The sequence below is a fragment of the Grimontia sedimenti genome (assembly GCF_011045095.1).
GTDB lineage: Bacteria > Pseudomonadota > Gammaproteobacteria > Enterobacterales > Vibrionaceae > Enterovibrio > Enterovibrio sedimenti.
This window is the reverse complement of sequence record NZ_JAALDL010000001.1, coordinates 394,372-411,427: the sequence shown is the minus strand read 5'-3', so window position 1 is coordinate 411,427 and position 17,056 is coordinate 394,372. Positions and strand designations below refer to the sequence as shown.

The 17,056-nt window shown below is 46.4% G+C and carries 16 protein-coding genes and 1 pseudogene; 6 read left to right on the top strand and 11 right to left on the bottom strand.

Going from position 1 to position 17,056, the window contains the following annotated elements:
• Positions 1-7: 7 nt before the first annotated feature.
• From G5S52_RS01835 to G5S52_RS01825, 3 genes are all read left to right on the top strand, one after another.
• A complete protein-coding gene (locus G5S52_RS01835; RefSeq protein WP_165011538.1) occupies positions 8-1,051 on the top strand; it encodes a FecCD family ABC transporter permease in 1,044 nt (347 codons plus the stop codon).
• On the top strand, positions 1,051-1,815 hold the full coding sequence (locus G5S52_RS01830) for a heme ABC transporter ATP-binding protein (RefSeq protein ID WP_165011537.1): 765 nt from the start codon (positions 1,051-1,053) through the stop codon (positions 1,813-1,815). Before G5S52_RS01835 ends, G5S52_RS01830 begins: the two co-directional genes overlap by 1 nt.
• 95 nt (positions 1,816-1,910) lie before the next feature.
• The gene (locus G5S52_RS01825) at positions 1,911-2,939 is read left to right on the top strand and encodes a Gfo/Idh/MocA family oxidoreductase (protein WP_165011536.1); all 1,029 of its coding nucleotides are present in this window, start codon (positions 1,911-1,913) and stop codon (positions 2,937-2,939) included.
• 231 nt (positions 2,940-3,170) lie between these two features.
• On the opposite strand, the gene chrA is transcribed toward G5S52_RS01825, so the two are convergent.
• Positions 3,171-4,319 (bottom strand): chromate efflux transporter, encoded by a 1,149-nt coding sequence (gene chrA, locus G5S52_RS01820; protein WP_165011535.1) that lies wholly within the window; start codon positions 4,317-4,319, stop codon positions 3,171-3,173.
• A gap of 637 nt (positions 4,320-4,956) precedes the next feature.
• On the opposite strand from chrA, the gene G5S52_RS01815 reads away from it, so the two are divergent.
• Positions 4,957-5,853 (top strand): LysR family transcriptional regulator, encoded by an 897-nt coding sequence (locus G5S52_RS01815; RefSeq protein ID WP_165011534.1) that lies wholly within the window; start codon positions 4,957-4,959, stop codon positions 5,851-5,853.
• Positions 5,854-5,913: 60 nt separating this feature from the next.
• Here G5S52_RS01815 and G5S52_RS01810 read toward each other — a convergent pair whose 3' ends face one another.
• Positions 5,914-7,026: a 1-acyl-sn-glycerol-3-phosphate acyltransferase gene (locus G5S52_RS01810; RefSeq protein WP_165011533.1), complete on the bottom strand. Its 1,113-nt coding sequence runs from the start codon at positions 7,024-7,026 to the stop codon at positions 5,914-5,916.
• 232 nt (positions 7,027-7,258) lie between these two features.
• On the opposite strand from G5S52_RS01810, the gene G5S52_RS01805 reads away from it, so the two are divergent.
• On the top strand, positions 7,259-7,909 hold the full coding sequence (locus tag G5S52_RS01805) for a hypothetical protein (RefSeq protein WP_165011532.1): 651 nt from the start codon (positions 7,259-7,261) through the stop codon (positions 7,907-7,909).
• Here the strand turns inward: G5S52_RS01805 and G5S52_RS01800 are convergent.
• Together G5S52_RS01800 and G5S52_RS01795 are read right to left on the bottom strand one after the other, a co-directional pair.
• Complete coding sequence (locus G5S52_RS01800) at positions 7,902-8,366, bottom strand: hypothetical protein (protein ID WP_165011531.1); 465 nt, start codon at positions 8,364-8,366, stop codon at positions 7,902-7,904. The genes G5S52_RS01805 and G5S52_RS01800 overlap by 8 nt on opposite strands.
• A 107-nt stretch (positions 8,367-8,473) precedes the next feature.
• Complete coding sequence (locus G5S52_RS01795; protein ID WP_165011530.1) at positions 8,474-9,007, bottom strand: nicotinate-nicotinamide nucleotide adenylyltransferase; 534 nt, start codon at positions 9,005-9,007, stop codon at positions 8,474-8,476.
• A gap of 266 nt (positions 9,008-9,273) precedes the next feature.
• Between G5S52_RS01795 and nadE the strand changes: the two genes are divergently transcribed.
• Positions 9,274-10,110 (top strand): NAD(+) synthase, encoded by an 837-nt coding sequence (gene nadE / locus G5S52_RS01790; protein ID WP_165011529.1) that lies wholly within the window; start codon positions 9,274-9,276, stop codon positions 10,108-10,110.
• A gap of 229 nt (positions 10,111-10,339) precedes the next feature.
• Here the strand turns inward: nadE and G5S52_RS01785 are convergent, their stop codons facing one another.
• From G5S52_RS01785 to pntB, 7 genes and pseudogenes are all read right to left on the bottom strand, one after another.
• Positions 10,340-10,864: a nucleotidyltransferase family protein gene (locus G5S52_RS01785; protein WP_046306417.1), complete on the bottom strand. Its 525-nt coding sequence runs from the start codon at positions 10,862-10,864 to the stop codon at positions 10,340-10,342.
• A 112-nt stretch (positions 10,865-10,976) separates the two neighbouring features.
• Positions 10,977-11,129, bottom strand: a complete 153-nt coding sequence (locus G5S52_RS01780; RefSeq protein WP_002535891.1) for a YoaH family protein — start codon at positions 11,127-11,129, stop codon at positions 10,977-10,979.
• Positions 11,130-11,184: 55 nt separating this feature from the next.
• Positions 11,185-12,359 (bottom strand): annotated as a pseudogene (traF, locus tag G5S52_RS01775) (conjugal transfer protein TraF).
• 199 nt (positions 12,360-12,558) lie between these two features.
• A complete protein-coding gene (locus G5S52_RS01770; protein ID WP_165011528.1) occupies positions 12,559-13,443 on the bottom strand; it encodes a DUF2861 family protein in 885 nt (294 codons plus the stop codon).
• Complete coding sequence (locus G5S52_RS01765) at positions 13,443-14,114, bottom strand: response regulator transcription factor (protein WP_165011527.1); 672 nt, start codon at positions 14,112-14,114, stop codon at positions 13,443-13,445. The genes G5S52_RS01770 and G5S52_RS01765 overlap by 1 nt, the downstream gene beginning before the upstream one ends.
• Positions 14,083-15,525, bottom strand: coding sequence for an ATP-binding protein (locus G5S52_RS01760; protein ID WP_165011526.1), 1,443 nt, complete (start codon positions 15,523-15,525; stop codon positions 14,083-14,085). Before G5S52_RS01760 ends, G5S52_RS01765 begins: the two co-directional genes overlap by 32 nt.
• Positions 15,526-15,660: 135 nt before the next feature.
• The gene (pntB, locus tag G5S52_RS01755; RefSeq protein ID WP_165011525.1) at positions 15,661-17,046 is read right to left on the bottom strand and encodes a Re/Si-specific NAD(P)(+) transhydrogenase subunit beta; all 1,386 of its coding nucleotides are present in this window, start codon (positions 17,044-17,046) and stop codon (positions 15,661-15,663) included.
• Between the last annotated feature and the right edge of the window lie 10 nt (positions 17,047-17,056).

Here is a 17,056-nt window from a genome sequence, read left to right as displayed (position 1 = left end):
CGTTTCCATGAATGATTTGCTGACTAGCCGCGTCTCAGCGCGGTGGATGATGATCGTTTCGTCGATCTTGTTGTACATCACTGTCGTGAGCTCAATTACTTTGGGGCCTATGAATATCGGCTTCTCAGACAGTTTGAAAGCACTACTTCCCGTTCAATCGGACCTTCCTGACTATGTCTCTGTGATCATTCAGGAAGTCCGTTTACCACGCACACTTCTTGCCATTGCTGTAGGCGGTATTCTTGCGATGTGCGGGACCGTCATGCAGGGGCTTTTCAGAAACCCATTGGCAGATCCCGGTATTATCGGGGTGTCTGCCGGTGCTTCACTTGGAGCGGCCATTGCGATTGTTCTATTTGGTGGCGTGATTACCCATACGGCATTTCTGGTGCTGGGTACGGTGCCGGTATTTGCTTTTTTGGGTGGTGCGCTAACGACCTTTGCCATCTATTACATGGGCACCAGTAGTAATGGTACTTCAGTCACTATCATGTTACTCGCAGGCGTTGCGCTTGGCGCAATTGCCGGTGCTGGCATGGGGCTTCTAAACTATTTTGCTGACGATCAGGAGCTTCGTGATCTTTCTCTGTGGACGATGGGCTCTTTAGCAGGCGCTTCATGGGATGCGATTGTGTTGGCTTTTGTTTCATTAGCCGCATTGGGCTTCTTGTTCCAACGCTACGCAAAACCTCTAAATGCTTTGCTGCTGGGTGAAGCTGAAGCCCGTCATCTAGGCATCAACGTCCAATCACTCAAGCGCAATCTCATCCTTCTCACTGCTGCAGGCGTCGGCGTGACAGTTGCCCTTTCCGGCATGATTGGTTTTATTGGCCTTGTTGTTCCCCATATCGGACGCATGCTGACTGGCCCAGACCACCGCACTCTGATTCCGGTTTCAGCGATTTTAGGTGGTTTGGTACTACTGGCTTCAGACATGGTTGCTCGTACCATTGTTGCACCACTTGAAATCCCGGTGGGCATTATCACAGCGGCTCTAGGGGCGCCTTTCTTCGTGGCATTGCTGCTTAAACAAAAAGGTCGTTTAGCATAATGGGTATTGATATTCGACATGCGTCGCTCACGCTGGGTAACAAGGTTCTACTGGATAACTTCAGCACGTCTTTCAAATTGGGTGAGCTAACAATTATTCTTGGACCAAACGGAACCGGTAAAAGTAGCCTGCTTAAATTGATTAGCCGCGAATGGCCATGTAATGGCGAACTTCGCTTCTATGGAAAATCCGCAAAAGATTGGAAACCTGAACACCTCGCCGCATCAATGGGGATACTCCCGCAGTCCAGTAGCCTGACATTTGCCTTCACCGCTCGGGAAGTGGTTGAACTTGGCGGGCTGGCGTTGAGTGCATCCCAAGCAGAACTGACTGAGATCGCATCTGAAAACATGGCAAAGACCGATGTACTTCACCTTGCTGACAGGCTTTACCCAAGCCTTTCCGGGGGCGAGAAGCAGCGCGTACACCTCGCTCGCGTGCTAACACAAACAGCAAAATCGCCAAGAGACACCATATTGATGCTGGATGAACCAACGAGCGCGCTGGATATTGGCCACCAACATAAGACTTTAAGCTTGGCGAAAAAGATGGCACAAGCCGGATCGGCGGTGATCGCCGTGATCCATGATCTCAACCTCGCTGCACAGTATGCAGACCGTATCTTAATATTAAATAAAGGAAAAATAGCGGCAGATGGCATCCCAACAGATGTGCTGACGCCTGAAATAATCGAGGAAGTTTACGGCTGGCCCGTCTCTGTTATGCCTCATCCAACGGGTGATTATCCTGTTGTACTGGCTTGACGTTAGCAAACTCTGTAAGCGGCCCTCTGATGAGGGCTTTTTTATATCTGCTCACGTATACTAGCGCTAAACGAACACAAAACAAGGAACGACAAATGATTCGTACTGGCATCGTAGGATTTGGCTTTGCTGCCCAGACTTTCCACCTTCCTTTTCTCTCTATTCATCCTGATTTCGAGCCTGTCGCGGTTGTTTCTTCAAATCATGATTTAGTGGCAGAGAAGCTCCCCTCCGCGGCGTACTACTCAAACATTGAAGAAATGCTTCGTGATGCAGAATTGGATTTGGTCATTATCACCACGCCAAACCACACGCACTTCGATCTTGCCAAACAATCACTGGAAGCGGATTGCCATGTGTTGCTCGAAAAGCCTTTCGTGGTAAACAGCGGACAAGGCTTGGAGCTGGTTAAAATCGCGAACCAACGCGGCAAAATTCTTTGTCCTTACCAGAATCGACGCTGGGATGGTGACTTCCTTACAGTAAAAGCGTTGATTGAATCTGACGAACTAGGACAAGTTCGTGTTTTCGAGTCGAACTTCGACCGTTTTCGTCCTGAGGTTCGCCAGCGCTGGCGTGAACAGGCTGGCGAAGGATCGGGCATTCTTTATGACTTGGGTTCACATCTAGTCGACCAAGCGCTTCACTTGTTCGGCTCTCCCTTAGCTGTCACCGCTCATTGCAAAGCTATGCGTCCACAATCTCAAGCTACCGACTACTTCAAGATGACGCTGCATTACGCTGACAAAGAAGTGGTGTTGAATTCCAGTCCATACCGTTCAGGCAAAGGGTCTCGCTTTGTCGTACAAGGAGACAAAGCCACGTTCTCATGCGCCGGTTTGGATATTCAGGAACAACAACTACGTGACGGCGTCACGGTAACAAATTCAGAATTTGGCCGCCAGCAACATATTGGAAAGCTAGAAATTGGTGACAACGTCACTGAAAAGGATATCGAATTGGAACACGGTTGCTACTCTGAGCTCTTTGCCAGCCTTGCATCCGCCATTTTGAATGGCACTACACCACCAATCGACCCTTATGACGCGGTAAAAGGTATTTACGCGTTAGAACTTGCCCAACATGCCTCAGAAGCAGGAAAGACTGAGCGGTGGGAGTTTTAGGGTTCTACCAAAGCGCCGAGAAATTTCGGCGCTTTTATATCTTTGCTGAGAATTGTTCTGTTTTTGTCCCTTCCCAAGAAAATCCACGAAAATTCATCAAGTAACGTCATTCCCATGCTGTCCATCAAATCACAAAATAATTAGTTATAGTGCGTTATGATGAATGGATTGTTCCCCAAGAAACAAAAAAGCCCGCATTTGCGGGCTCAAGAATGAGTGGCCAATTTAGTGTTACATCATGCTCTTAGCAATGGCGTAAACCAGCATACCTGCAAGAAGCCAGAATACTGACAAGTTAAATTTACGCAGAACCGCAAAGCCAACAATGACTGCCACGACATCAGAAACACCATGAACGGCTGACATCCAAACTGGTTGGTAAAATGCTGCAACCAGAAGACCTACCACTGCCGCATTAATCAGTACTACAGAACCTGCAAACTTAAGGTGGTTCATCACAGCCTGCCAAACAGGAATGGCCGCAAACAATAGCAATGCCCCTGGAAGGAATATTGCTATGGTGGCTACTGCACTACCAAGGATTGGATTGACCCCTTCCATTGAAGCACCAATGTAGCTAGCAATGGTAAACATAGGACCCGGAACCAATTGTGCCGCTGCATAACCTTCAACCAAAGCATCGCCAGAAACCGAGTCGCCAATCAAAGGTTGCAATAGAGGAAGTACAACGTGACCACCACCAAATACAAAGCTGCCAGCTTGATAGAAGTGATTAAACAAGCTGATAACCGGTGCGCTACTCAGAGCTGGAAGTACTAATAGCGCAGCAAACACGCCGAAAAGAATGGCTGTTTGCTTAATACCTGTTGGCTCTTTGGCTTCAGTCGCTACTTCTGGTTTACGAATAAACAACCAACCAAGAATACCAGCGATAAGTATTGGCATCAGCTGAGCTACGAGGCCAGACTGCCAAAGGATCCAACTAGCAGAAGCCACACAAACAACAAATGTGACAGCGTCACTGATAAACTTTCGTGCCATCGTCCAAATAGCATCAGCGACTACTACGACTGCTAGCAGCTTTGCAGCAGAGATAAGTAATGCCAACGTTGAAGACTCCCCTAGGCTCGCGCTGTACATAGCCGCTGCCGTCAATAAGGCAAAAGATGGGAAGGTAAAGCCAATAAAAGCGGCAATTGCCCCAATGTAGCCCGCACGATGATAGCCAATAAACATCCCTAGCTGACTGCTTGCAGGCCCAGGTAAGAACTGACATAGGCTTAACGCCATCGAAAACTTTTCTTCTTCAATCCACTTACGTTTTTCAACAAACTCTCTTTGAAAATAGCCAATATGAGCGACAGGACCACCAAAGCTCATGCATCCCAGCACAAAGAAACGAAACAGTACTTCTAACATCCGAAAACAAACCTCCTTAATGAACCAGGCCATTGATGAGTTTCACATCAAATACCTGAATTTCTCCCGCAATTTTAAATCTCATGCCCCATGAATAGAAACAATTCTTATCAATCCTTCATATCGATTTGATTAATTTTCTATTTAGTCATGTTCACCATCTATTCAAAGTAACGAAGAAAGATCCTCTAGATCTGTAGATTTACAACAAATGTATGTTAGTGCTCACTTACATGAGTTCACATTGTTTCCATTTGAAAACAAAGCATGTAAGACATTGTTATAAAGAGTCTTATTGAAATCAAAACCAAGAGTTTGGCTATCAACTCAATTTCGTAAATCCCTTTCAGAACGCGATCTGGAATCTGATTTGGGCAGATTGAGCACTAGAGTGCGGATCTTTGAACACAATCCTTACGCAGCATCTTCTAGCCTTTTGGTTGAATGAATCTTTGATGACAACAGCTCAGAAAAATGTTTTTCATGCCTCTCTTCTCCCAATTGAAGGAATGTTGGCAGAGACCTACTAACTTCAAATTTAAATAAAGGAGTTTTACTTTTTGTGACAACGTCACTCAATGAATTTGAAAGAGATGTGATACGCTATCCTCCTCTCGATAACTAACGAAAATTCCATATGTTAGATAACCTTCAGCAAATTGTGGTCCTGGCGACTGTGGCGCATGAACAGCACTTCACCCGTGCTGCCGAGTACCTTGGTATTTCCAAGTCTCAAGTCAGTAAGCAAATTCGCTATCTAGAAGAACGATTAGGTGTTCAGTTGGTTCAAAGAAATACCCGCTCTGTTGCCCTAACCGAAGCCGGCGAACAATATGCAGCCTTCGGGCGCCAGATTGTCGAGACCATGCAAGACGCTGAAGCCATGGTTGCTGGTTTTAGAAATGAGGTTTCTGGAAGATTAAAGGTTGGTGTTGCTCAGTCATTTGGTAATGCTCAAATCACAAAATTGCTCTCAGCATTTCAAGCACAGTTTCCTGCCCTCGAGTTGGAAGTACATTTATTCGATCACCGTCCAAACCTTGTTGAAGATGGATTTGATTGTTGGCTGGCGATTCATGAAGCACCACCAGAAGGAATGGTCGCTAGAAAACTGGGCGACTGCCAGTTTAAGTTGGTCGCCTCACCGGCATACATTGAGGCAAACGGTTCACCCAAACACCCATCAGACCTTCGCGAACGCAATTGCATAACTTATCAAAGCGTTCAACGCACCTATGATCAGTGGCTATTTCAACGAGATGGTAGCGAGCAATCAGTGACTGTCAGAGGATCTTACCGTATCAACAATGCCCCAGCGGTTTTGGAAGCAGCCAAATCAGGCGTAGGCATCGCTTATATCGCAACTTATCTATTAGATGGTGAAATTGAAAACGGTGAACTAAAGGTATTAATGGAGGATTGGAAGCCGACATTGAAGCTGCCTGTTTATGCCGTATACCCACGCCGAGAGTATTTAGCACCTAAAGTTAGACACTTTGTAGACTTCCTTTCGGAAAATATTCGGGTCGTTTAAGCAGATAAAGAAAAGAGGATGTGACATTGTCACATCCTCTTTTCAATCGATAAATCAATATTATGCGTCAGCTTTTTTGTCGGTTGGCATGGCGTACATTGCCTTGACGATCTGAGCAACCCCTTCTGGCAATGAAGATAGCTTGCTATCAAACTGGGCGCGGTCACTATCGGTGATTGAACTGTGCTCTCTGCCCGCAGCAATGTAGTTTGCTGGGAACAAGTGATAGTTTTGATAAATCTGTCGATCAATTTCTGCAGCCAGCGCTTCAGGTGAATCGAACTCGTTACCAATCACGTCACCAAACGCGACATGGATTCTGCGTTTCTGGCCAACAATGCCTTGAACGATGCTTTCGATATCTTCAAACTCACCTTTTTCGTATCCACCTTCTTGCTGCTTGCGGTAAAGTTCGTTCGCTTTTGCTGCATCACATGGATCGTTTTCGTAAGAGATTGTCACCGGAACTATACGCAGCGAAGCCACATACTCAGCGAATTCAATTTTCTGACGACGCCCTTCCATGAAGAACATTTTCAAAATCGCAGGATCTGTCTTATCGTTGCCGTCTTTCGCACGACCTTCTCTCTGCGCAATCCAAATAGACTGCTTTTCATCCAAAGAGGCTTTGATGTAAGCAGACAGTTGACCCAAAGCTTTCATCATTTCTCTTGGGCCTTTCGCAGAGCGCTTAACGATAAAACTCTTATTCAGTTTCATCAGTTCAGTTGCGCAAGGTTTTTTAAGCAGGTTGTCACCAATGGCGATGCGAACCGTATCAAACTGATTCTCATGCAGACACCAGTTGACCATCGCTGGGTCCATCGCTATATCGCGGTGATTAGAAACAAACAAATAGCTGTTGTTAGGATCCAATTTGTCCAAACCACTTGTCGTCAAACCTTCTGACGTGCTTTTGATCATTGAGTCCATGTATGTGGCGATATGAAGCTGAACGTCGCGAACAGTTTTGATTTTATTCCACTTGGAATGTAGGTATCGCTTCAAGATTGGCTTAAGGAGCCAACCTGCTATGCCAGAAAACTGTGGAAAGCGGTACTTTAAAATGGCTGAGATGAATTCTTCATCTTCGATCAGACGATCAATCGCACCAGGCACTTCATCGTCATTGTATGGACGAATTTCTAAGAAAGGATCGTTAGTTTGTTGCACGTGATTCTACTTGCTCCGATAAAAACCGCGCCATTTTACGCGGATATAGGATTTCGAACATTGTTTTAATCGGCATTATACAGAGGTTGGAGGTCTTACCTCACTTGCATTGCTAATGATTGTAACAATGCAGAGGATTTTTGGGCAACAGAACACGACTAAACCCTCTCTTTGCTTGATCTCATTTTGAAAACCCAACACTATGTGCGCCTCGCAATGAGAGAAAGTTAACATGAAGCAAGCCGTAGAATATTTTTACCAAAAAACCGACTACCTAAATGTCGGCCCTCGAAAAAAACAGCCTCAGTCCTCCTATATTTTGGTTCACCAAGGTTTGGTTTTGATCCGCCTGGGCAAACTAGAACTTCCTGTTTGTAAGGGGCAAGGCTTCTGGCTACCTTCCGGTTGCCTGAGTGCGGTCACCGTATTACAAAACTCCGTGATTTCTTCTTTTAATTTCTCTGTTCGATCTACAGTATCAATGCCTAGTTCAGCTGGTTACGTTTTGCCATCTTTGTTGGTAGCGGGTATTGCGGAGCAACTGAGGCAAACGGTCGACAATAGCTGGGATGGTGGATATGGCAGGTTGCTGCGCTGCGCGCGCGATTACTTCGCTTCAGTAACACCGGATGACAACTACGATACCAAGACATCGCAGTTAGCAGATGCCATAGCCCGCCTTGATGGCAGCGAACGACTCAAGCGTAGTGAAGTTTTGGAATGTACGGGCTTTAGTGAAGATCAGATTGAACTACAACTGAAAGTCAGAGACTGCGTAAAGAAAATGAAGTCGGGCCAGAAACTGACAAACATTGCACAGCAAGCATCAATGTCTGAAAAGGAACTGATGCTGCTGATAGAAAGAACGGTTGGTGCTATTTAATTGGCACCTGCATTTGCAGTAGAAACTCGGTATTGGTGTCTTCATGCCATCGCATATCCAACCGATACCGGGTATCGCTGTTATTAGATTCGGTGGTAAAACTGAAGTTCAAACCGTGGTTTAAAATCCAATCTTCCATTCCAATCTCAGTAAAGCTTTGCTTTTGGTACTCTTCCGGTTTCCAAACACCAAATCCGTAGTACGAGGCTCCCGTTTGTGTGGAAAGGAAGTGTGGTATGTTCCAGTCATGCTTCCAGCTGTCCCAGATAGTTGGTATTACCTGATCTTCCACCTGCCATTCAATCACGCTGCGATTTTGCGATTGTGAAAAGTTGATGGATTCAACGACATCTACATCATCAATGGCATTGCCGGATTCAATAAAAGCAGCCGAAACAAATGACGGCGTAACAATAAAAGCAGCCGCCATCAATTTTGGTATCAATATAGAAATCATGAGTATGCATCTTCCCTTGCTTTATCGTGCGCCTCCAAATTGCCTATCGCGTCGGGATTTCGCTCAAGGCTATATCAAAAAATCTGCGCCGATAAAGTCATTGTTTCTTATAATTGGCTGAAGTCTTCAGACCTCAATTTGTTAGCCAGTGCTGGCGTGGTCAGGTCATCAATGGATTCCCCTGCCAGCAATCGCTCCCTGATCGTCGTACTCCTGACGGGTAGACTCTCAGGACAAGCAAGTACGTTCCATCTTTGCAAAATCTCTGCCGATTTGTGGAACTTGGAGAAGTTTAAAAGATTATCAGGCCCAAGTACGAAGGTGAGATCAGAATTGGGATGTTGCTGCTGAATATGGTTAAGCAAAGCCCAGGTAGTCACAGATTCTTCTGCGCACAAGGTTTCTTCTTCTCGGTAAAGCGTTAAATTTTCACAGTTTGAGTCATCAATAAAATCACTGACCCATTCACAGCGCTTAGAAAAATCCGCCATTTGTTTACCCCATGCATGGGCATAACTTGGCACTAATAAAACGCGATCGAAATGGCTGAGACGTTGAACAACGCTCAGGTGCCCCAAACTAGGTGGGTTAAATGCGCTGCCAAAGATGGCAATGTTTTGCCGTAATTCCGTTTTACTCATTTCTTCTTGTATTGTTCTGCATCCATTCTCTATTGATAACCGATTCAATCAGCCCCCTTCAATCTATTTGCAGCGAAATCGAGATTGGATGAACAAGAAACCATCTACCGAGCCTGTTTTTGCATCATTTTGGTGAGAAGAACACATGACTCACGCCCTAAAACGGGGAAATCTTCGCTAAGCGAAGCTTGAGGTAAGAATGATCATGATTTTGCGCGTAGGATGTTGCAGAATAAACGAAACATGTCACAAGGGTCTGTCTTGAAATGGAACAAGCTATCCGCGAAGAAATGCGAGTATTGCCAACAATCGATGCTGAATTTGAAGTTCAGCGCCGTATCAACTTCATTAAAAACCGTTTGAAAGCCTCTGGTACAAAATCTTTGGTTTTGGGCATCAGTGGCGGCGTCGACTCTTCTACATGTGGTCGTCTAGCACAATTAGCCGTTGAACAACTGAATGAAGAAACAGGTTCATCTGATTATCAGTTCATTGCTGTGCGTTTACCTTACGGTGTTCAGAAGGATGAAGATGAAGCCCAATTGGCACTAAGCTTTATCCAACCCACACACTCTGTCAGCGTGAACATTAAAGATGGTGTTGATGGCCTGCATGCTTCAACACTGACCGCGCTGGACGGCACCGGTTTGATTCCAACAGACAATGCCAAGGTCGATTTCGTTAAGGGTAATGTAAAAGCACGTGCTCGTATGGTCGCACAGTACGAAATCGCAGGCATGGTTGGCGGCTTGGTGCTAGGTACCGACCATTCCGCCGAAAACATCACCGGCTTCTACACAAAATTTGGTGACGGTGCATGCGATTTGGCGCCACTGTTTGGTTTGAGCAAGCGTCAGGTCCGCCAACTTGCTGCGCACATGGGTGCACCTGAACTTCTTGTTGTGAAAACCCCTACAGCAGACCTCGAAGAGCTGTCACCACAGAAAGCAGATGAAGATGCACTTCAACTGACTTACGACGAAATTGATGATTTTCTGGAAGGCAAAGCTGTTGAAGATCGCGTGAAAGATCGTTTGGTAGCTATCTACAATGCCACACAGCACAAACGCCAGCCAATCCCGACTATTTACGACGACGAATAAACTCGTCCTTAACAACACAAAAGCGCTCTTGATGAGCGCTTTTTGTTTGTCTGCGGTATCTGATACCAATCGTAGTAAATATCTGCTCATCCTAGCTTGTTAAAATGCTCTATAATTGCGTTGGGAAATTTGACTGTAGAATAACTACTTATCGAAATTTCCCGCCTTATTCTCGAGCATTTTTCCTACGCTATTTCTGATCACCTATTCACTGTGATTGGTATGAGATTTAATATCGGGCTATCTTGTCCCCGACTTCAATCAGCATATCCAATTCCCACCAAATCATTTCACACAAGCCATATCGATAGGCAGCTTTGCGAAATTCCGAATGTTCCTTCTGATACATCACGAATTTTTCCGGATGGAAAAGCCGGCAGGCTTTGACATTGGATAATCGATCGCAAGCTTTGACGATCAATGCGAGTTTCGCGGCTTCATCGGTCTCATCAAGTTGGAGAAAACGTTGATTGAGTTGTCGCTTTTTCTCCCCTCTGTCACCCGCGACCGGATCTGTAAGATAACTGACAGACAACGCAATCTTATCGCCAAAATCTTGGACTAACTCATCGACACTTGTCGTTGTATCTTCCAGCACATCATGCAGTTGAGCCACGATCATTGCGTTGATCCCAAACGGTTGTGCCAGTTTTTCTACATCATCTAAATGCACATGGTATGGAAATTCTCCGTAACGTTGCCCTTCGTGACGAGCACGAGCGAATGTCTTTGCCAGCATTAACCGATCGTTCAACGTCGCTCCTTTACCTTGCTTATTCCCATATAGAAAAAATGGTTTAAAATCTTGCTTCTAGGATAACGTCAAGCCAGAAAAAGAAAACGGCCATTTATTGGCCGCTTTCACATTAATCATCTTTTTTCGATGCTTCGCGCTCGCGAATCTCATTGGCCACTAACATGATGGCCTCACCGCTGCTCATGCCCTGTGCCATTAAAGCGTGAATACGCTCGGCTGCTTCTTGTTGTTCAGCATGGCTCAGTGTTGGCATACCGTTCATTGTCGACCTCGAAATCACTCTGTTTCAGAAGTCGCACATTCTACTGCCAATTACCTTAGAAGGTAAATGCCAGTTGTGCAGAACCGCCATAGCTATTGCTATCAATGAGCTGGGCAGCCAGATCAAAGTGAACGGTATTGAATGGCGATAAGCCAAGACCGAGCGTTACTGTACCATCCAAGGTGTCTTCCAAATCGTTGATGTACCCTGCTCTGAGTTGAGCCCAACCGAACGCATTAAACTCAGCACCGAGGCGTACCAATTGTGTATTGTCCACAATCGCAGGCCCACTTGACGCAGAAAAGCGCTTCTGTTCATTCAAATCCACATCAATCGCAGCGACAAAGAGATCTGTTACAAAAGCACCGCCAACAGTATAGAGGGGCTCAATATGATAGGTGTAGTCACGGGTGTAGTTTACGGTTTTAATTTCCTGTGAAATCAGGTTTTTGCTGCAAAACCAACACGGAAGGGTCCTGTTTGCCATGCTGCACCTATATCTACGTTAAATGCACTTTCTTCGGTACGGTTAGCATCTGAATCCCAGTCATCGCCTTCAAAGCTGTTGATGTCGACTTCGTAGTGATAGGTGTAGTACTGCTGTGATTTTGGCGTTACACCTACCGCAATACGCTGTCCCGCGAGTTCGAGGTTTCCTGCGAGTGCCAAACCCACATCAACAACACCGAATGCTAGAACGCGACCTTTCGACGTTAACGAGGAAGGAACATTGCCAGGGCCTGTCGTTCCACTAATGGCATCAATATCAGCCTGTGAGACCTCAGGCATGACAATGGCTTCCGTATAACCCTTGACAAAGAAGTTGCCCGAAATCGTGGAAGTTGGAACCGCAACGGCCCCGCCAATTCCGCCGCTGAGGTAAGCCAGTTTATTGTTGAGGTTGCTCAATGCATTCGCAGCATTATCTCGGTTACTCGTGTTCGTAGGGTCGCTGGTAAAAGTGTCATAAACATCCCCAAAATCTTCCATGGCGTCGACCAGTTCATCAGGGTCGCGGACCTGAATACCAATAACGGGGAAAAGCACACCGAATGCGCTATCTGGATCCATCGCAACGAGCGCAGGGTTATGAAAGCCAGCAGAAAGATAATCCGCGGCGGCCGTACCAGCACCACCCATTGCATCAATTCGGGTATCAATACTGTAGTTAGCAGACAGCGCAGGCAAGGAAGTCAGCGCAATGCTGAGTGCAAGTAAGCTCTTTTTCATGGCAAGAATTCCATCTCAATGGTTCAAAGGCGGGAGACACGGTGAGCATGTCTACTCAAAAACGGCATTGTGTCTACTTTCTCTACAAATCGTAGTAGAAGCCAAATAGCAATAAAGAGACAATTCTTGAAGGTGTGACAACACTCAAAACTGTGTGTTGTTTTATTGATAGAAGATCAAAGAAATAAAGTTAAGAAACCTATTCTTGATTGGGTTTTAAAGAAAGTTCTCTGAGATCGATATCAGGCAAATCAATAAATCTGGCGATTCTTTGAACATCTTCGAACAAAATTGCACCCTGCCACCGCCTTTCTATCAGTGCGACAGAGAACCAATATTGTCCGTTCGGGACATCAATCACTGGCAATGAGGTAGGAAGGTTTTTGTCCTTTTCATCAGACCATATAGGTGCATCCTGCCCCACGTCGGTTTGATAGAGATTCATCGACAAGAAAGGTCTCGGACAGGTGCTTTTTAAGTCTGTCGGCGGTGCGATACGCCAGCTGCGACTGTCTTTCCAACTGATTTTCTGAATGGGCTCAGGCTGTGACACCAGCACCCAGGAAGACCAGCTCTCACCTTCGGTTGAAGTGAGTTCAAGCTTATAAAGACCAGCATGAACAGCACCAGAGAGCCCTTCTATATCCAGTTTGAAACGGTTCGCGTTGTCCGGGGTTAAATTCGAGACCACCAGTTTAGTATCTGGCCACTCCGAAAAGGTGACGTTAGCGACGCCAGAATCTGACGAGCCATAGATAGAAAACTGATAGTAGACCCTGTTCGGTGTCTGCACCGTTTCACGACGAATGACAACCGCTTGAAGCCATTTCGGTAATGACAAAGTACTTAAACTTCTGCCGCAATCCTCACTGATAGCAAGAGACAGTAACTCAGTCAGGTGCCTTTGTTCTGTATCCGTTTTTTCCTGTTGCCAAGCTTCAATCATGGCTTCAAAGCTTTGGGCGGTATTCCCTTCAAGCAAGCGTTGGTGGGCAGACGTCAGCGCGTCTGAACCACTGAACCACGCAGCAGAGCTTCCAAACGGAAGCATCAGAAATAGAAAAAGAGATACCGCCTGCTTCATCAGTGCATTTTCATCCGATAACCAACACCACGCAGTGTTTCGATCTCTACCTCGGGCAGCTTTTGGCGAAGCTGCAGCACGTGAGTATCAACCGTACGAGTCGTTGGGTAATGGTTATAACCCCAAACCTGATCCAGCAGCTCATCACGGGTGAATACTCGGCCTGCATTTTTTGCCAGAAAAGCCAGCAAATCGAATTCAGTACGGGTCAGGATAACTTCACTTTCAGAGCAAATAACTGAGCGCGTAGAGAGATTAATTCTCAGCTTACCGACCGCAATGTCATCAGCGACACTTTCCCCTTCAGTAACAGGACGGCGAAGATGTACTCGAATTCGTGCCAGCAGTTCTGCTTCTGCAAAAGGTTTAGTCATGTAGTCAGTCGCGCCTGAGTCTAAGCCACCAACGCGGTCACGAACCGACACCATCGCTGTCAGCATAATGATCGGTACATCTTTAATTTTTTTCCATGCCGGTAGCCATTCCATAGAATCGCCTTCCGGTAGTTGACGATCCAAAACTACAAGATCAGCCTGCGCCCAAAGCGCTTCAACTTTACTTGCACAATCTGCGTACAAGCATTTGTATCCGTTTTGTTCCAAACTGGCAAGAAGACCATCCGCCAGGTTAGCATCATCCTCAACCAGCAACAGAGTCGTTTGTTGGGTCACAAGGTATCTCCAAAGTAAATGTGGTTGGCGGCCCAGACAATGTCAGTCTGCCCCCCATCCTTTCTATCATTGCTTCAACAATTGTCAGACCAAGCCCCAGGCCTTTTTCACTGACAAAAGGTTTTCGAATTGTTTTCCAGTCTTTTGCGGTCAATCTTCCCTGATCCTGCACCCGGATAGCGAGCTGACCGTTATTAATTTCGGCAAACACCACGACGGGCGTTTTCCCGTATTTTTTGGCATTGCTTATAAGGTTGTCGAGCGATGTCGTCAACCAGTATATGTTGACCGCTATCGGTCCATCTTCTTTGACCTGCAATTCTACCTGACGTTCTTCACAGAGGTAACCAAGCCAATCTTCCAAGGAAGGAATGCTTTCTCTGACAAGTTGTTGCTGGTTTGACTGCAGGTAATCTTTACTTGCTTCTGCTAATTGTTTCAGTCGCATGGAATCTTCACATAGGCGACGAAACTCATCATAAAGAGGCTCTGGCAGACTGTCGAATTTTCTGCGGAAACCTTCTACCGTCATCCCCAGACTCGCGATAGGCGTACGCAGTTCATGTGTCAGGATTTGAAGTACCAGCATTCTTTCTTGCATCAGGCGTCTTTTGACCGTCCAGCGGTTAAACACCCAGCCAGCAATCCAAAGCAAGTTGATGACAGCAAGGATCACTACCAGCTGTGACCAATATGAGGGCGCTTGCTTCTGATTCCAACAGACATTGCCAATGCGGGACAAACAGAACCCATTGTCGTCAATCGAAGAGGCAAGCAGGTGTTGTTTTTCAAGCAGAGGTAACCATATGTCCGAGCTATAAACCTTGTATTGGCTACCTTCCCTAAGCCACAAATCATCGCCGGAAAGAATGGACTCTGCCCCGCCATTCAGCGCATTGATGCCGTTTTCTGGCATGCGCTGCAAACGGCCAAGCAAGGTTTCAGGTGGTGATAACAACCGTTCTTTGATGTGGAAAAAGCGAAGTAACTCATCGCGGCGGTCCGGGAATTTCTCAACGTACTTAGCCGCGTAACTTCCTCCCCCCGGATGAATGAGATTAGAACGGGAGAACCATACTGATGGAAGTTGAGTGTTGAAACACATCGCTCGGGTAAACACTAATGGATCGGTGACCAGAGGGCTCACAGGCCAAGGCCCTTTGCATTTCTCGGAGGATTGATAAAGACGTTTGAGATCTTTAAGCGGATAGTTGGCTGATTGAGGCAGCAAGCTATCAGGGACAAGCAGCGCTTTTGGGTATTCACTGTGGATAGCATTTAATGCATAAGTAGCGATCGGACGTTCAGCCAATAGCGAAAGCCTGAACGCACTGAGCTGTTCAGGGAACGACACATTTGCCCAAGCGTGTGAGCTAAGCAAGGTAAGAAAAACAATCAGAAACTTTTGCATGGCATGAGGTTACCACCAAAATATTTCACAATGTCAGTAGTTTGTAAGAGTCTATGCAAGAAGTCGCGCTAATTGCTGTTTTCTCGCACAAAAAAGGCCAGCAAGATGCTGGCCTGATTCATTAAGAGTATGCGGTTAGATCGCTTTCGAAATAGCGTCCACACTCTCTTTAGCGTCACCGAATAGCATTGCCGTGTTCTCTTTGAAGAACAGCGGGTTTTGAACACCAGCGTAACCTGTGTTCATTGAACGTTTGAATACGATAACGTTTTTCGCATTCCACACTTCAAGAACTGGCATGCCAGCGATTGGGCTGTTTGGATCTTCCATTGCTGCCGGGTTAACCGTGTCGTTCGCACCGATAACCAGAACCGTATCTGTTTCTGGGAAGTCTTCGTTGATTTCGTCCATTTCCAGAACGATATCATACGGTACTTTTGCTTCCGCGAGCAGTACGTTCATATGGCCAGGCAAACGACCTGCAACAGGGTGAATACCAAAGCGAACGTCAACACCTTTGGCACGAAGCTTTTCAGTGATTTCGTGCACTGGGTACTGTGCCTGAGCAACAGCCATACCGTATCCAGGAGTGATGATCACAGAACGAGAGTCTTTCAGCATTTCCGCAACTTCGTCCGCAGACACTTCGCGGTGCTCTCCGTATTCAACATCCGACGACACAGAGACTTCCTGACCGAAACCACCAGCAATAACGCTGACAAAAGAACGGTTCATGGCTTTACACATGATGTAAGAAAGAATCGCACCCGACGAACCTACCAGTGCACCGGTAACGATCAAAAGATCGTTTGCCAGCATGAAACCTGCCGCCGCCGCTGCCCAACCTGAGTATGAGTTCAGCATTGAAACGACAACCGGCATATCCGCACCACCGATTGATGCCACAAGGTGGTAACCAAATGCAAAAGCAATCAGCGTCATCACAAGCAGCGCAAACATGCTGCCATCAGCTTTCACGAAGTAAACCATCAGCAACGTTGAGATCACAACTGCCGCCAGGTTCATCTTGTGCTTGTGTGGCAAGTTCAAAGGAGAAGACGAAATGATTCCGCGTAGCTTACCAAACGCGACAATCGAACCCGTGAAAGTGACCGCGCCAATGAACACTCCCAAGAACACTTCCACCATGTGAATAACGTGTTCTGTGTGCGCAAATTCGCCAGCGTATGCTGGTGGCTCTAAGTAACTGTTGTAACCCACCAAAACAGCTGCCATACCTACAAAGCTGTGTAGGATCGCAACCAGTTCTGGCATTTCCGTCATTTCTACGCGTTTTGCGTAGTAGATACCGATAGCAGCACCAATGACCATAGCGATAAAGATCCAAGAAAGACCTTCAGCATAGGGGCCAAAGATGGTCGCGATGAGCGCGATGCTCATACCAGCGATACCAAAGTAGTTACCTGATCTTGCTGACGTTTGTTTTGATAGGCCAGCAAGGCTCAGGATGAAAAACAGTGCAGCAACGATATAGGCTGCTTGTGCTAGTCCTGCAGACATTCTTTGCTAC

Coding starts and splice junctions, on each gene's coding strand:
- G5S52_RS01835 (WP_165011538.1), top strand. CDS start 8: ATGAATGATTTGCTGACTAGCCGCGTCTCAGCGCGGTGGATGATGATC.
- G5S52_RS01830 (WP_165011537.1), top strand. CDS start 1,051: ATGGGTATTGATATTCGACATGCGTCGCTCACGCTGGGTAACAAGGTT.
- G5S52_RS01825 (WP_165011536.1), top strand. CDS start 1,911: ATGATTCGTACTGGCATCGTAGGATTTGGCTTTGCTGCCCAGACTTTC.
- chrA (WP_165011535.1), bottom strand. CDS start 4,319: ATGTTAGAAGTACTGTTTCGTTTCTTTGTGCTGGGATGCATGAGCTTT.
- G5S52_RS01815 (WP_165011534.1), top strand. CDS start 4,957: ATGTTAGATAACCTTCAGCAAATTGTGGTCCTGGCGACTGTGGCGCAT.
- G5S52_RS01805 (WP_165011532.1), top strand. CDS start 7,259: ATGAAGCAAGCCGTAGAATATTTTTACCAAAAAACCGACTACCTAAAT.
- G5S52_RS01800 (WP_165011531.1), bottom strand. CDS start 8,366: ATGATTTCTATATTGATACCAAAATTGATGGCGGCTGCTTTTATTGTT.
- G5S52_RS01795 (WP_165011530.1), bottom strand. CDS start 9,007: ATGAGTAAAACGGAATTACGGCAAAACATTGCCATCTTTGGCAGCGCA.
- nadE (WP_165011529.1), top strand. CDS start 9,274: ATGGAACAAGCTATCCGCGAAGAAATGCGAGTATTGCCAACAATCGAT.
- G5S52_RS01780 (WP_002535891.1), bottom strand. CDS start 11,129: ATGAACGGTATGCCAACACTGAGCCATGCTGAACAACAAGAAGCAGCC.
- G5S52_RS01770 (WP_165011528.1), bottom strand. CDS start 13,443: ATGAAGCAGGCGGTATCTCTTTTTCTATTTCTGATGCTTCCGTTTGGA.
- G5S52_RS01760 (WP_165011526.1), bottom strand. CDS start 15,525: ATGCAAAAGTTTCTGATTGTTTTTCTTACCTTGCTTAGCTCACACGCT.
- pntB (WP_165011525.1), bottom strand. CDS start 17,046: ATGTCTGCAGGACTAGCACAAGCAGCCTATATCGTTGCTGCACTGTTT.